Source organism: Streptomyces sp. A0592 (genome assembly GCF_004795115.1).
Lineage (GTDB): Bacteria > Actinomycetota > Actinomycetes > Streptomycetales > Streptomycetaceae > Streptomyces > Streptomyces erythrochromogenes.
The window spans coordinates 69,834-84,989 of the sequence record NZ_SSBM01000004.1 but is presented as its reverse complement, the minus strand read 5'-3'; the positions used below and the strand labels follow the sequence as shown (position 1 = coordinate 84,989).

11 protein-coding genes are annotated in these 15,156 nt (G+C 70.7%); 2 read left to right on the top strand and 9 right to left on the bottom strand.

Features of this window, described 5'->3' with window-relative positions; genetic code table 11:
* Window positions 1-30: 30 nt before the first annotated feature.
* The 5 genes from E6U81_RS07970 to E6U81_RS07950 form a co-directional block, all read right to left on the bottom strand.
* Window positions 31-1,743: a DUF4173 domain-containing protein gene (locus E6U81_RS07970; RefSeq protein ID WP_136229387.1), complete on the bottom strand. Its 1,713-nt coding sequence runs from the start codon at window positions 1,741-1,743 to the stop codon at window positions 31-33.
* Between the two features lie 222 nt (window positions 1,744-1,965).
* A complete protein-coding gene (locus tag E6U81_RS07965) occupies window positions 1,966-2,880 on the bottom strand; it encodes an ADP-ribosylglycohydrolase family protein (protein ID WP_136229386.1) in 915 nt (304 codons plus the stop codon).
* Window positions 2,881-2,891: 11 nt separating this feature from the next.
* Window positions 2,892-3,551 (bottom strand): histidine phosphatase family protein, encoded by a 660-nt coding sequence (locus E6U81_RS07960; protein WP_136229385.1) that lies wholly within the window; start codon window positions 3,549-3,551, stop codon window positions 2,892-2,894.
* A gap of 72 nt (window positions 3,552-3,623) precedes the next feature.
* Window positions 3,624-4,229 (bottom strand): YdbC family protein, encoded by a 606-nt coding sequence (locus E6U81_RS07955; protein WP_063838155.1) that lies wholly within the window; start codon window positions 4,227-4,229, stop codon window positions 3,624-3,626.
* 32 nt (window positions 4,230-4,261) lie between these two features.
* Window positions 4,262-5,110, bottom strand: coding sequence for an arylamine N-acetyltransferase (locus E6U81_RS07950; protein ID WP_346766133.1), 849 nt, complete (start codon window positions 5,108-5,110; stop codon window positions 4,262-4,264).
* Window positions 5,111-5,195: 85 nt separating this feature from the next.
* On the opposite strand from E6U81_RS07950, the gene E6U81_RS07945 reads away from it, so the two are divergent.
* Window positions 5,196-6,155, top strand: coding sequence for a DUF1152 domain-containing protein (locus E6U81_RS07945; protein WP_136229384.1), 960 nt, complete (start codon window positions 5,196-5,198; stop codon window positions 6,153-6,155).
* Between the two features lie 142 nt (window positions 6,156-6,297).
* Here E6U81_RS07945 and E6U81_RS07940 read toward each other — a convergent pair whose 3' ends face one another.
* Both E6U81_RS07940 and nrdR read right to left on the bottom strand, forming a co-directional pair.
* Window positions 6,298-9,189: a vitamin B12-dependent ribonucleotide reductase gene (locus E6U81_RS07940; RefSeq protein WP_136229383.1), complete on the bottom strand. Its 2,892-nt coding sequence runs from the start codon at window positions 9,187-9,189 to the stop codon at window positions 6,298-6,300.
* 145 nt (window positions 9,190-9,334) lie between these two features.
* Window positions 9,335-9,847, bottom strand: coding sequence for a transcriptional regulator NrdR (gene nrdR / locus E6U81_RS07935; RefSeq protein WP_030838121.1), 513 nt, complete (start codon window positions 9,845-9,847; stop codon window positions 9,335-9,337).
* A 468-nt stretch (window positions 9,848-10,315) separates the two neighbouring features.
* Between nrdR and lexA the strand changes: the two genes are divergently transcribed.
* On the top strand, window positions 10,316-11,110 hold the full coding sequence (lexA, locus tag E6U81_RS07930) for a transcriptional repressor LexA (RefSeq protein ID WP_136229382.1): 795 nt from the start codon (window positions 10,316-10,318) through the stop codon (window positions 11,108-11,110).
* Window positions 11,111-11,184: 74 nt separating this feature from the next.
* Here lexA and E6U81_RS07925 read toward each other — a convergent pair whose 3' ends face one another.
* Together E6U81_RS07925 and E6U81_RS07920 are read right to left on the bottom strand one after the other, a co-directional pair.
* Window positions 11,185-13,155 (bottom strand): ATP-dependent DNA helicase, encoded by a 1,971-nt coding sequence (locus tag E6U81_RS07925; protein ID WP_136229381.1) that lies wholly within the window; start codon window positions 13,153-13,155, stop codon window positions 11,185-11,187.
* Window positions 13,156-13,209: 54 nt separating this feature from the next.
* Window positions 13,210-15,099 carry an IucA/IucC family siderophore biosynthesis protein gene (locus E6U81_RS07920; RefSeq protein ID WP_136229380.1) on the bottom strand — a complete coding sequence of 630 codons (1,890 nt, stop codon included), beginning with the start codon at window positions 15,097-15,099 and terminating at the stop codon, window positions 13,210-13,212.
* Window positions 15,100-15,156 lie beyond the last annotated feature (57 nt).

Below are 15,156 nucleotides of genomic sequence, written 5' to 3'. Positions count from 1 at the left end.
GCCCCGGTACGCCGGGGCCCCGGGGCGCGACTAGTACTCGGTCCGGCTGCCGAAGGTGCCCAGCCGCGAGCAGACCTCGTACGACGCCGTCACCGGGCGCTCGCGCAGGATCTGCCGGGCCCGGTACTCGCCCATGCTCAACGCGTGCCAGGGGACGTCGCCGGCCCGGGACAGGTTGTCGTTGATCCCGCGCAGGGCGCAGGACCGCTGGGGCTCGGGGAGCCGGTCCAGGGCGGGGACGGCGTCCGCCGACAAGGACTGGAAGTAGGCCAGGTCGATCTTCTGGTCCTTCTCGAAGCGGGCCACGTTCCGCTCGGCGACCATCCCGTCCGGCGACAGCAGGCCGAAGGCCAGGACCGCCGCGGCGGCGCTGCCCGCGACCGCCCGGGGCAGCCACCGCGCGCCGAACACCCCGGCCGCCATGATCAGTACGATGACCAGCCCGAGCCACAGCTCCATCGCGGCCACCGAGACGCGCAGCCTGGTCAGCCCGTACGCATCCACGTAGAGGTCCATGCGGCGCAGCGCGGCCGCCACCACGACGAGCGTCAGCGCGCACAGGACTCCGAGGACGATCCGGACGAAGCGTCGGTCGCCGGCCCCCGAGCGCGGGGCCCAGCGCAGGGCGAGCGCGATCACCGCGAGGGTGAGCAGGGTGGCCCACAGCAGTTGCCAGAATCCCTGTCGGGCGTACTCGGCATAGGTGAGGCCGGTGCTCTCCAGGACCTTGTCGTAGCCGCCGAACAGGACGGCCAGCTGCACGGCGTTGAATCCGGCGAAGAGCAGGTTGAGCACGATGAGCGGAAGGGCCCATTCGACCCGGGAGCGCGGCGTGCCCGGGGCCGTGCGGATCCGGTCCCAGCGCAGTGGGGCGGCCGCGGTGCGGGCAGCGGCGATCGCGATCACCGCACCGAGGACGAAGAGCATGAACCGGATCGGCCCGTCCTCGACCGACACGTCGGGTATCAAGCCGCCCAGGAGATCGGCGAAGGCGGCGTCCGCGGAGGCGAACAGCGCTCCGAAGAGGACGAGCAGGGCCACGGCCACGGCGGCCGCCTTGGCGACGGGCAGCCAGCGGTCCTTGCCGACCCCTCCGCGCGAGCGCAGCCCCTTGAGGACCCAGGCGACGCCGGACACGGTGGAGTCGACGAAGCCGAGCGGGCTGAGGAAGACCCCGGGCCAGGTGCGGCTGCCGTGGAGGGCGAGCGCCCCCAGCAGCAGGGCGGCCAGGATCGCGAGCGTGGAGGGCCAGGCGGAGTCGCGCAGGGCGGGTATCGCAAGGAGTGCGAGGCAGCCGATCACCCAGGCCAGCGTCCAGGGCCGGGCGGTACGGCCGGCCACGCGGGCGGCGACGTACGCGGCGACGACGGCGGGCACCACCGCGAGGAGCAGACCGGGGCCCATGCCGTCTGCCAGGAGGAGCGCGGCCGCGAGGCCGGATGCGAGGACGGCGACCAGGGTCGCGGTCCGGACGGGGGCGGCTTCGGCGGGGCGCACCAGCGTGGCCCAGGAGGGCTTCGCGGGCGACTTCGGGGGCGGCGGCCCCCAGGGACGCGGTTGCTGCGGGTGGTGCTGCGGCTGCCAGCCGGGCCGGCCGGCGTGGGCGCCCGGCTGGGGCCCGGCCGCAGCGGCGGGCGGGTTCCCGGCCGGGGCCGGCTGTGTGGGCGAAACCCCTGACGCGGGCTCTGCGTCGGCCGCCGCCTCGGTCCGGGCTTCGTCCGCCCCGCCGGTGTTCTCTGACATCGGGTCCCCTCCCCTGTCGGCCGCCCCGGCGTACACGTTGGGGCGGCGATGTGGACAGAGTAGGCCGATCACAGGAGGTTTTGAACAGGATCAAAAGCATGTGTGGCAGGACCGTGACAATCGGAACGCGGGCTCTCACCCACGCATATGAGGACCGCCGGGCACAGCTCCGCACGGCACACGTCCGCCGTGCACACGTCCGCTGTGAAGGGCTACGCCGGGCTACGCCGCCGTCTCCGGCAGCCAGGCAGGCAGCGCTTCGGTGCGCGCCAGCCACTCGGCCGGCAGCACCGCGTCGCCGCGCGCGCCCAGCACTCCGCCTACGATCGCGCAGGTCGTGTCGACATCTCCGCCCACCTGCGCGGTGGTCCAGAACGCCCGCTCGTAGTCGTCCAGCGCCCGCGCCGCCGACCACAGGGCGAACGGCACCGTGTCGTGGGCGCTCGTGCGCCGTCCGCAGCCCAGTACGGCGGCGACGGTGGTCGCGTCGCCGTAGTCCAGCATGTCCCGGGCGCGCCGCAGCCCGGCACCGACCGCGCTGCGCGGCACGAGGGCGATCACCCCGTCCAGCAGGTCGGCCGCCTTCGGCGGGGCCTCCGTACCGGCGGCCAGCGCGGCCGCAGCGGCGACGGCCATCGCCCCGCACACGGCTTCACGGTGCTGGTGGGTCGTGTAGGCGGAGATCTCCGCCTGGTGAGTGGCCTGCTCCGGGTCGTCTGCGTACCAGGCGCCCAGCGGTGCGATCCGCATGGCGGCGCCGTTGCCCCACGAGCCCTGCCCGTTGAACAGTTCGGCGGCCAGCGTGCGCCAGTCCTCGCCCTCCCGCACCAGACGCAGCATCCGGTTGACCGCGGGCCCGTAGCCCCGGTCGAAGTCGTGGTGGTGGGCGAAGGAGCCGGCGAGCGCGTCCTGGTCGATCCGCCCGTGGCCGGCCAGTACGGCCACCACCGAGCAGGCCATCTCGGTGTCGTCGGTCCACTGCCACGTCTCGGTGCCGGACGGCAGCTCGCGCCGCTTGAGCAGCGGGTAGTTCACGGGTACGAAGTACTGGGAGCCGAGGGCATCACCCAGCGCCAGCCCGCGGAGGCTGGCCATGGCGCGTGCGTAGCGCCGTTCGGGAGTGGAGTCAGGCGTCATCGCGGGCCACTCTAGCCGTCCAGGTCGTAGGGCTCCGGTGTGGTCCACCGCTCAAACGGGCGGTCCATCCGGTACCGGCCATCGGGCCCCAGCAGGAGCATCCGGAAATCGCCGTTCCCCGGATTGGACAGGGACTCGAATTCAGCCACGGACCAGTGGAACCAGCGCATGCAGAAGAGCCGCATCGTCAGGCCGTGCGTCACCAGCAGCACGTTCTGGGGATGGTCGGGGGCTTCGAAGCTCCGGTACAGGCTTTCCAGGAAGGACCCGACCCGGTCGTACACGTCGGCGCCCGACTCGCCCTGCGCGAAGCGGTAGAAGAAGTGCCCGTAGGCATCCCGGTACGCCTTCTGGAGCTGGACGTCGTCCCGGTCCTGCCAGTTGCCCCAGTCCTGCTCGCGCAGGCGCGGCTCCTCGCGCATCCGGACCCGCCTGGGGTCGAGCCCGAGCTCCCGGAAGGTCTGGAGGGTCCGCCGGTAGGGGGAGACGTACGCGCTGATCGTCTCGTTGCCGAAGATCTCGCGCAGCCGGACGCCGGACGCCGCGGCCTGCTCGCGGCCGTTCCGGGTCAGCCGCAGGGCGTGGTCGGGTTCCCTCTCGTACACCGTGTCGTCGGCGTTCCCCTCCGATTCCCCGTGTCGGACAAGGACGATGCGCCGTGGTCGAACCATCCCATGACCCTATTCGGCCACCGCCGGGCCGACCGACCGGGCACGCCGGTCGGCCTGGCGCTCGTCATACGGTCACACCGTCCAGGACGGTTCGAGGTCGACGACGTCACCGGTGAGGGCTTCGACGTCCGCCTGGATCTGGGCGCGCAGGGACAACCGCTCGACCCGCTCCTGGCGGTACTTGCCGTGCTCGGCGGCGGCGTGCCACATGGAGAGCACCAGGAACTCCCGGCCCGGTGCCTCACCGAAGAGGCCCCGGACCATCCCGGGCGAGCCCGCCATGGCCGGGTTCCAGACCTTTTCCTGCATGAGGGCGAAGTGGTCGACCCGGCCTTCCCGGACACGGGTGTGCGCCACCCGGACGACGTCGGCGTCGGTGAAGCGCGGCTCGAAGCCGGTCTTCACATCGAAGCGGTGGTCGAAGAGGGTGACCCGCAGATCCGTGTAGGTGCCGTGCTGCGCGGCGGCCAGTCTGTCGTGCGAGCGCGCCATGAAGGAGTCGTAGAAGGACCGGCTCTCCCAGAACGCGAAGACATGCGCCACCCCCTGCCGGCCTCTGCTCCAGCCGCCGCCCTGCCCCCGGAAACCCGGCTCGCCCGGCAGCCCCGCCCATTTTCGCTGCCCCCGCTCGAACCCGCGTCGGTCCGTCACCGTGCAGCGAATCCACTTGACCAGCACTGCGCCATCGTACGGGCCAGGCACGGCCCCGGTCAGTCCTCGGCGAGGTACATCCCCACCAGTTCCGCAGCATCCCGTTCAGGCAGCCGAACCTCGAACTCCTGGTCGAGCACGGCGAGGAGCTCCGCCGGGTCCACGAGCCGCTGCTCGGTCGTCCCGTCGGGGTGCAGCGTGGTCAGCTCCCGCCCGACGAGCGCCCGGCGGACGTCGTCACCCGGGCGCTGGACGATGGCCCGCCCGACGAAGGAGGAGCGGGGGTGCCCGGAGCTGTAGTGGTTGAGCACGACGTAGTCGACCGGGTGGTAGCGCTGCGGGGAGAAGGCGTACAGGTCCCGCCAGCTCTCTCCGCGCAGCAGGCAGAGCGCGAGGACCCCGTCCGCCTCCTCACGGATGCGGTACGTCCACTTACCCTGCTTCACTTCCGCTCCGGGGCGCGCCAGAGGCACCGGTTCGCGGGGCCCCTGGTGGCCGAACCCGGCATCGCACAGCCACTCCTCGCCGTCGACCGTGACGACGAGGACGGCATGTGTCACGGCCAGCAGGGAGTCCCCGCGGGTGCGGTTGCGGGCACCGCGCCCGGTGACCTCGAAGCCGATCCGCTCCAGGGCGGCGGCCAGCAGCGAGTTCTGCTCGTAGCAGTAGCCGCCGCGGCGGCCGTGCACGAGCTTGTCCTCGATCGACTTGACGTCCAGCGCGACGGGGCGGCCGAGCAGGACGTCCAGGCTCTCGAAGGTGATGGCGGCGGTATGGGCCCGGTGCACTGCGTACAACGTCGGGAGGTCCGGCCGGAGTTCCCCGCCCGCCCCGGGTTCCTCTCGAAGACCGATCCGCTCCAGATACGCGTCCAGGTCCAGCTCGTCACCGCTCCACATGAGCCCCATCTCCCCTGTTCCCCCGCTGCCTCCGGCATCGCACGGCCCGGAAATCCCGGGCAGGGACACGTCCGCGCCCCGCACAATGATCGCCATGACCGCCTTGCACACCAACCCGCTCTTCGCCCGCCTCGCCGATGCCGAACGCATCCTCGTGGCAGGCGCGGGCGGCGGTTTCGACATCTACGCCGGCCTGCCCGTCGCCCTCTCCCTCATGCACCAGGGCAAGTCGGTCCACCTGGCGAACCTCTCCTTCAGCCATCTCGCGGGGCTGCCCGTGGAGGACTGGGCAGCCCCCGACCTCGCCGCCGTCACCCCGCAGACCGCGCCCCACCAGGCCTATTTCCCCGAGCGGACGCTGGCCCAGTGGCTGGAGACCCACGGCTACCCCTCCACCGTGTACGCCTTTCCCCAGACCGGCGTGCAACCGCTGCGCGCCGCCTACCGCGCCCTGGTCGACCTCCACCGCATCGACGCGATCGTCCTGGTCGACGGCGGCACCGACATCCTGATGCGAGGTGACGAAGCGGGCCTCGGCACCCCCGAGGAGGACATGACCAGCGTCGCGGCGCTGGCCGCGCTGGACGACGTACCGCAGCGCCTCGTCGTGTCGGTCGGCTTCGGCGTGGACGCGTACCACGGGGTCAGCCACGCGCTGGTGCTGGAGAACATCGCCGCGCTGGAGCGCGAGGGCGCCTACCTGGGCGCGTTCTCCATACCGCGCGCCACCCGCGAGGGCGCGCTCTTCCTCGACGCGGTGGCCCACGCCCAGGACAACACGCCGGAGCGGCCCAGCATCGTCAACGGCTCCATCGCCGCGGCCCTGCGGGGGTCCTTCGGCGATGTCCGGTTCACCACCCGCACCCAGGGCAGCGAACTCTTCGTGAACCCGCTGATGTCCCTGTGCTTCGCCTTCGACCTGCCGGGGCTGGCCGCGCGCTGCCTCTACCTGGACCGCATCGAGGACACCCACCTGCTGCGCCAGGTCCACTCCCGGATCGCGGAGTTCCGCGAGGACCTCGTCACACGCCCCGCCCGCCGCATCCCCCACTGACGGCCGACACCAGCAGGGCGACAGCGATCCGGCCACGGAACGCCGAAGGGGCGCCGGCCCATGGCCGGCGCCCCTTCCTACCGGAGATCAAACTCCGGGTTCAGCCACGTCGGGATGCGCATCCGACGCGATCGCGCTGGTGTCAGCTGCAGCCGCTGGTGGAGCCGCAGCCCTCGCAGATGTAGCAGGAGCCGGCGCGCTGCATCTTCGTACCGCAGGAGAAGCAGAGCGGGGCGTCCGCGGAGACACCGAGCTGCATCTCGACCAGTTCGGCGCTGCTGTGGGCGGCCTTGCGCTCCGGAGCCGGGACGGCGACCGGCGCCGGCTTCGGGGCCGACGGCACTGCGGCCAGCGGGGCCGACTGAGCCAGCGACTCGGTGTCGAGCTCCTCCTCGAGCGGCTCGTAGGAGCCGGTCTCCAGGTGGCGCTGACGCTCGTCGGCGGTGTGGATGCCGAGGGCCGAGCGGGTCTCGAAAGGCAGGAAGTCCAGCGCCAGGCGACGGAAGATGTAGTCGACGATCGACTGCGCCATCCGCACGTCCGGGTCGTCCGTCATGCCCGCCGGCTCGAAGCGCATGTTCGTGAACTTCGAGACGTAGGTCTCCAGCGGCACGCCGTACTGGAGGCCCACCGAGACGGCGATCGAGAAGGCGTCCATCATGCCCGCGAGGGTCGAGCCCTGCTTGGACATCTTCAGGAAGACCTCGCCCAGACCGTCGTCCGGGTAGGAGTTCGCGGTCATGTAGCCCTCGGCACCGCCCACCGTGAAGGAGGTGGTGATGCCCGGGCGGCCCTTCGGGAGACGCTTGCGGACGGGACGGTACTCGATGACCTTCTCGACGGCGGCGCGGATGGTCTCCTCCGTCTTGGCGGTGACCTCCTCCTTCTCCTCTTCCTTCTTCTTGGCGGAGAGGGGCTGGCCGACCTTGCAGTTGTCGCGGTAGATCGCGAGCGCCTTCACGCCGAGCTTCCACGCCTCGAAGTAGATCTCCTCGATCTCCTCGACGGTCGCCGACTCCGGCATGTTGACCGTCTTCGAGATCGCGCCGGAGATCCAGGGCTGGATCGCGGCCATCATGCGGACGTGGCCCATCGCGGAGATGGAACGCTCGCCCATGGCGCAGTCGAAGACCTCGTAGTGCTCGGTCTTCAGGCCCGGGGCGTCGACGACCACGCCGTGCTCGGCGATGTGGGCGACGATCGCCTCGATCTGCTCCTCCTGGTATCCCAGACGGCGCAGGGCCTGCGGAACGGTGCCGTTGACGATCTGCATCGAGCCGCCGCCGACGAGCTTCTTGAACTTGACCAGGGCCAGGTCCGGCTCGACACCGGTGGTGTCGCAGGACATCGCGAGACCGATGGTGCCGGTCGGCGCGAGGACGGAGGCCTGGGAGTTGCGGAAGCCGTTCTTCTCGCCGAGGCGCAGGACGTCCTGCCAGGCCTCGGTGGCCGCGGCCCAGATCGAGTTGTCCAGGTCCTCGGTGCGCGGCGCGACGGTGTTGGCGTCGGCGTGCTGCTTCATGACGCGCTTGTGCGCCTCGGCGTTGCGGGCGTAGCCGTCGTACGGGCCGACGATGGCGGCCAGCTCGGCGGAGCGCTTGTACGCGGTACCGGTCATCAGCGAGGTGATCGAGGCGGCGAGGGTGCGGCCGCCGTCGGAGTCGTACGCGTGCCCGGTGGCCATCAGCAGGGCGCCGAGGTTGGCGTAGCCGATGCCCAGCTGGCGGAAGGCGCGGGTGTTCTCGCCGATCTTCTGCGTCGGGAAGTCCGCGAAGCAGATGGAGATGTCCATCGCCGTGATGACGAGCTCGACGACCTTGGAGAAGCGCTCGGCGTCGAAGGACTGGTTGCCCTTGCCGTCGTCGTTCAGGAACTTCATCAGGTTGAGCGAGGCGAGGTTGCAGGACGTGTTGTCCAGGTGCATGTACTCGCTGCAGGGGTTGGACGCGGTGATGCGGCCGGACTCGGGGCAGGTGTGCCAGTTGTTGATCACACCGTCGTACTGGATGCCCGGGTCGGCACAGGCCCACGCGGCCTCGGCGAGCTTGCGGAAGAGCGCCTTGGCGTCGACCTTCTCGATGACCTCGCCGGTCATGCGGGCCCGCAGGCCGAACTCGGTGCCGTTCTCGACGGCCGTCATGAACTCGTCGTTCACGCGGACGGAGTTGTTGGCGTTCTGGTACTGGACGGACGTGATGTCGTCGCCGCCCAGGTCCATGTCGAAGCCCGCGTCACGCAGGGCGCGGATCTTCTCCTCCTCCTTCACCTTGGTCTCGATGAAGGCCTCGACGTCGGGGTGGTCCACGTCCAGGACGACCATCTTGGCCGCGCGGCGGGTGGCGCCGCCCGACTTGATCGTTCCCGCGGACGCGTCGGCGCCGCGCATGAAGGAGACCGGGCCGGAGGCGTTCCCGCCGGAGGAGAGGAGCTCCTTGGAGGAGCGGATGCGGGAGAGGTTCAGGCCGGCGCCGGAGCCGCCCTTGAAGATCATGCCCTCTTCCTTGTACCAGTCGAGGATCGACTCCATGGAGTCGTCGACGGCCAGGATGAAGCAGGCGGAGACCTGCTGCGGCTGGGGCGTGCCGACGTTGAACCACACCGGGGAGTTGAAGCTGAAGATCTGGTGAAGGAGGGCGTAGGTCAGCTCGTGCTCGAAGATCTCCACGTCGGCGGGCGACGAGAAGTAGTCGAAGTCCTCGCCGGCCTTCGTGTACGTCTTCACGATCCGGTCGATCAGCTGCTTCAGACCGGTCTCGCGCTGCGGGGTGCCGACCGCGCCGCGGAAGTACTTGCTGGTGACGATGTTGACCGCGTTCACCGACCAGAAGTCGGGGAATTCGACGCCGCGCTGCTCGAAGTTGACCGAGCCGTCGCGCCAGTTGGTCATGACGACGTCACGGCGTTCCCAGTTCACCTCGTCGTAAGGGTGCACGCCGGGGGTGGTGTGGATGCGCTCGATACGCAGGCCGCCCTTGGCAGCCTTGGTCCCCTTGGCGCGGGAACCACGTGCCGAGCTGCTCGCCGTCTCTGTCATGCCGCTGCCTCCCATATGCGGGCAAAAACGCCCTAAAGTGCCAGCGATATTCCGCGGCACAGTGCTGTGTCTCTGTATCTACGTCTCTTCGCACGGCCGACCGGCCACGACCCGGTGCGCGAGCACCGCGCCGCGGGCAGCCCGGTCAGTCGGCGGCGGAGGCGGGCACGGGGACCGGAGCGGTCCCGCCGTGCTCGCACTCTTCAGGGTGAGGCCGCGGCTCGCGCAGTTCCGCGATGGCGGTCTCGAAGTCTTCGAGGGTGTCGAACGCTTTGTAGACGGACGCGAACCGCAGGTACGCGACCAGGTCGAGCTCCTGCAACGGGCCGAGTATGGCCAGACCCACGTCGTGGGTGGTCAGCTCGGCGCTTCCGGTGGCGCGCACCGCCTCCTCGACCCGCTGGCCGAGCTTGGCGAGGGCGTCCTCGGTGACCGGCCGCCCCTGGCACGCCTTGCGCACGCCCGAGATGACCTTGGTACGACTGAAGGGTTCGGTCACCCCGCTGCGCTTGATCACCATCAGCGAGGCCGTCTCCACCGTCGTGAAACGACGGGAGCAGTCGGGGCACTGACGGCGCCGGCGGATCGACGTGCCGTCGTCCGTGGTGCGGCTGTCGACGACGCGGCTGTCGGGGTGCCTGCAGAAGGGGCAGTGCATGGTTCCCTCACCCTCCTTCTCGGCACGACTGAATCACCCCACAGAGCCCCTCAACGACGGAGACTGGCTCTGTCGGGGGCTCGCGGAGCACCACCAGCATATGCGATCCCGGGAGCCTCAGCGGACCCAGGGACCACAACTTCTGGGTGGCCGCGCTCATCCAACCACTAGATCTTGGGTTGTGGTGGATTTGGACGCCTCTGCGTGTCGCGGCGTCCGATAGCCGGATACAGGGCCTCTCGGTGCCACACTGGGCGCAGGGCCGAACGGCGGCTACCCGACCGGGAAGGGTACCGTAAGCAGCGGAGGCCGAGCCGAACTCGCGTTCGCCGATCCGATCGCCCATACACCCCGCGAATTACCCACGTAGAGCGATCTGCGATTTTTCACTCGAACGTGTGTTTGGCGCAACCTTTCGAAAGCAACTACCGTTGTCCAGCTAGGGAGAACATTTCGAGAGGGGCCGACGTGACCACCACCGCAGACAGTGCCGCCATCACTGCCCAGAACCGCTCCCAGAACCGACTCGAGCCGGTGCATGCCATGAACGACGCAAACCTGAACCCGGAAGCGGACGCCGCAGTGCGCCCCGCACGCTCGCTGCCAGGTCGACCTCCAGGCATCCGCGCCGACAGCTCCGGGCTCACGGACCGGCAGCGGAGGGTCATCGAGGTCATTCGCGACTCCGTGCAGCGCCGGGGCTACCCGCCGTCGATGCGGGAGATCGGCCAGGCGGTCGGCCTGTCCAGCACTTCGTCGGTGGCGCACCAGCTGATGGCCCTGGAGCGCAAGGGCTTCCTGCGTCGCGACCCGCACCGGCCCCGGGCCTACGAGGTGCGCGGCTCGGACCAGCCCAGCTCGCAGCCCACGGACACCACTGGCAAGCCCGCCGCCTCCTACGTTCCCCTGGTCGGCAGGATCGCGGCCGGCGGCCCGATCCTCGCCGAGGAGTCGGTCGAGGACGTGTTCCCGCTCCCCCGCCAGCTCGTCGGCGACGGTGAGCTCTTCGTCCTCAAGGTCGTCGGCGACTCGATGATCGAGGCCGCCATCTGTGACGGCGACTGGGTCACCGTGCGCCGCCAGCCCGTCGCCGAGAACGGCGACATCGTCGCCGCGATGCTGGACGGCGAAGCCACCGTCAAGCGCTTCAAGCGCGAGGACGGCCACGTCTGGCTCCTCCCGCACAACGCCGCCTACCAGCCGATCCCCGGCGACGAGGCAACCATCCTCGGCAAGGTGGTCGCGGTTCTGCGTCGGGTCTGACCCCGCCGCTCCCTAGCCAGCCCCCGGGACCCACTGCGCCGGTCCCGGGGGTTGTTTTGTCTTCTTTCTCTTCTCTACTTGCCGTCGGCCTTGGCCGTGGCGTCGATCGCGGCGAGCGAGCGGCGGACCTGGTTGCGGTCCGTCGTGTACCAGAAGTCGGGCAGCGTGGCCCGCAGGAAGCTTCCGTACCGGGCCGTGGCCAGACGGGGGTCCAGGACCGCGACGACACCGCGGTCGCCCGAGGCCCGTACGAGTCGGCCGGCGCCCTGGGCCATCAGCAGGGCGGCGTGCGTGGCGGCGACGGCCATGAAGCCGTTGCCCCCGTGCTCCTCCACCGACTTCTGGCGGGCGCTCATCAGTGGGTCGTCGGGGCGCGGGAAGGGGATCCGGTCCATGACCACGAGCTGGCAGCTGGGTCCGGGCACGTCCACGCCCTGCCACAGTGACAGCGTCCCGAACAGGCAGGTCTTCGGGTCGGCGGCGAAGTTCTTGATCAGCTCGCCGAGCGTCTCCTCGCCCTGGAGCAGGATCGGGTTGTCGAGCCGGCCGCGCAGCTCCTCGGCGGCCGCCTTGGCGCCGCGCATGGAGGAGAACAGTCCGAGGGTGCGACCACCCGCCGCCTCGATCAGCTCGGCGAGCTCATCCATCATGTCACCGCGGGTGCCCTCACGGCCCGGCGTGGCCAGGTGCTTGGCGACGTAGAGGATGCCCTGCTTCGGATAGTCGAAGGGAGAGCCGACGTCCAGGCCCTTCCACAACGGCACGTCGTCACCCTCGACACCCTCCGGGGACAGCCCCAGGGACGCGGCGACCCCGTTGAAGTCGCCGCCGATCTTCAGGGTGGCGGAGGTCAGGACCACCGAACGGTCCTCGAAGAGCTTCTCGCGCAGCAGGCCGGACACCGACAGCGGAGCGACGCGGAGGGTGGCGCCGAAGCGGTCGTGGCGCTCGTACCAGACGACGTCGTACTCGGATCCGATCGTGATCCGCTCCGCCACCGCGTGGATGTTCTCCACCGCCGCCAGGGCCTGCTTGCGTACCGCGTCCTCGTCGTGGACGGACTTGTCGCGGGTGGCGCCGATCGCCGAGATCACATTGCGCGCGGCGTCCCGCAGGGACATCAGGGCGTAGCCGAGGTCCTCGGGAACCTGTTCCAGGCGGCCCGGGAGCGCCAGCTCCATGACGCGCTCGAAGGACTCGGAGGCGGTCTGCAGCGCGTCCGCGACCTTCTCGTCGACCAGCTTGGCGGCGCGCTTCACGGCGCGGTTGACCTGGCCGGGAGTGAGCTCGCCGGTGGCGACCCCGGTCACCCTGGAGACCAGCTCGTGGGCCTCGTCGACGATCAGCACCTCGTGCTGCGGCAGCACCGGCGCGCCCTCGATGGCGTCGATGGCGAGCAGCGCGTGGTTGGTGACGACCACGTCCGCGAGCTTGGCCCGCTCGCGCGCGGCCTCGGCGAAGCACTCGGCTCCGTACGCGCACTTCGTCGCGCCCAGGCACTCGCGGGAGGAGACGGAGATCTGTGACCACGCCTTGTCCGACACGCCCGGTGTCAGGTCGTCGCGGTCGCCGGTCTCCGTCTCGTCGGCCCAGTCCCGCAGGCGCAGCAGGTCCTGGCCGAGCTTGCTGGTGGGTGCGGCCGCCTCGAACTGGTCGAAGAGGCCGTCCTCCTCGTCCTGCGGAGCGCCCTCGTGCAGGCGGTGCAGGCAGAGGTAGTTCGACCGGCCCTTGAGCATGGCGAACTGCGGCCGGCGGCGCAGCTGCGGATGCAGCGCGTCCACCGTCCGGGGCAGGTCACGCTCGACGAGCTGCCGCTGGAGGGCGAGGGTCGCGGTGGCCACGACCACGCGCTCGCCGTGGGCGAGGGCCGGCACCAGGTAGCCGAGGGACTTACCGGTGCCGGTACCCGCCTGGATGAGCCGGTGGGAGTTGTCGTCGATCGCTTCGGCGACTGCTTCGGCCATGGCCACCTGGCCGGGGCGCTCCGTGCCGCCGACGGCGGAGACGGCGGCGTGCAGCAGGTCGGGGAGGGAGGGCTTCGTCATAGCACTGCCAACCCTACGGGGCCCCGCTGACAGCAGGCGCACACCGACGGGGATTCATGGCCGGTGGAGGGGGTTGGGCACGGTGCCGTACTGCACGGCGTGCGGGCGGTCGGGGCGGTCGCGGTAGCCGTCCTCGTACAGCCGGTTCCTGTTCAGACACAGCCTCGCGATGCGCTCGCCAAGCAGGTCGAAGAGCTCGTAGCGGTCCTTGAGCTCGGGGAAGCGGGCCTGGTGACGCAGGATCTCGGCCCGTGCGAGCGACCAGAAATCGCCCTCCGGGACGCCGAGCCGGTCCTCGCACAGGGCCGAGAGATAGCGGAAGACTCCGATGAACAGCCCGGAGTGGATGAACTGCGGCAGGAAGTCGGCGGGCTCGGTCAGCAGGACGGCCCGGACCTCCTCGGGCACGGAGGCCAGCTCGGGCAGCGGCTCGTCGCTGATGTTGACGTCGTCCACGAAGTCCTTGATCGCGAGCCGGACCGGGACGTCGTGCTCGTCGAAGATCACGACGGCGTTCTCGCCGTGGGGGGAGAAGACGGTGCCGTAGCGGTAGAGGAAGTGCAGCAGCGGGGGCAGGACGGCGGCGAAGAGCCGCTGCAGCCAGACGGCGGGTGTCAGGCCGGAGCGGGCGACGAGCTCGGCGGTGAAGGACCGGCCCCGGGGGTCGGTGTGGAGCAGTGAGGCGAGCGTGCGGGCGCGTTCCCCCGCCGCGAGGAGACCGGTGAGGGGTTCGCGCCAGATCGCGCCGAGGAGCTCCTTGTACTGGTACGGGACCTCGGGGAGCCGGTCGTACACGGGGTGGCGGACGGTGACGGAGGCGACCTCGCCGAGCAGGATGACCCGGCACTCGTCCCGCAGGAAGGGGTCGGAGTCGCGGAGGGAGTGGATCCAGGCGGTGACGGCGGGGGCCGCGAGGGCGAGGTCGGAGGGCAGTCCGCGCCAGACCATGGTGTTGAAGACGGAGAGCGGGAGCTTGACGCTGTGCCGGTCGGGACGGCTGAGGTTGAGGAAAGTGCGGATCGACTGCTGGGGCAGGCGGACGTCCGGATCGGCGGGGAGCGGGACGAGGTCGCCGGAGGCGAGCGCCGGGGCGAAGAGGGGGACGACGACCTCGTCCCACTGCCAGGGGTGCACGGGGAGGTAGAGGTAGCGCAGCGGGTCGAGGCCGCGGTCGCGGAGGGTCTGGTCGAAGGCCGCGCGGGTGACCGGGTCGAGCTCGGCGGAGTAGAGGCGGGCTGGGTCCTCCAGGCCGGCGGTGCCCCGGTAGGCGGCGAGCGAGGTGTGGGCGGCCAGCCAGGGCAGCCGCTGGCGGTTGCGGGCTTCGGGGGCCCAGGCGGCGGTGTCGGAGGCGGACAGTCCGATGCGGCCCTTGTTGAGGACGAGCCAGGGGTGGCCGGTCTGGTGGCCTTCGAGGTCCGCGTAGTCGAGGTCGGCGAGGACGTCGGCGGTGAGGGCGGTGTGGTCGATCCGCGCGTCGGCGGCCAGGGTGGCGCTGAGCTCGCGGACGAGGTGGCCGAGGGTGGCTCCGTCGAGTCCGAGGAGGGTGCGTGCGCGGACGAGGAAGGCGTACGGGTCTCCGAAGGAGGCCGGGGCGGCCGGGGCGGGCCCGGGTGGTGCGGGCGTTGAGGGCGGTGCGGGCGGGGGCGGTGTGAGGGTGATCGTGTCGGGTGCGACGTGCCAGCTGCCGTAGGAGCGGCGGCGGGCCCGGAAGCCGAGGCTGCTGCCGTCGTCGAGGGTCAGGGTCCAGGCGTCGCCGGCGGCGGCCGGGGCGGGGACGGGGCGGACGATCTCCTCGTAGGCGAATTCGGCGAGCATCTTGGCGAGGAGTCGGCGCGCGGCGGATTCCCAGGTCGGGAGCGTGAGTTCGGGCGGCGTGCAGGGGTGCTGGGGCGACGGCGGCAGGAGCGGATCCGTCGGGTCGGCGGCTGCTGGGAGGTTCGGCACGAGACTCCTCGAAGGTCGGGAACTTTGCTGCGCGACGCAGAGTTTTCGAAGGGAGAG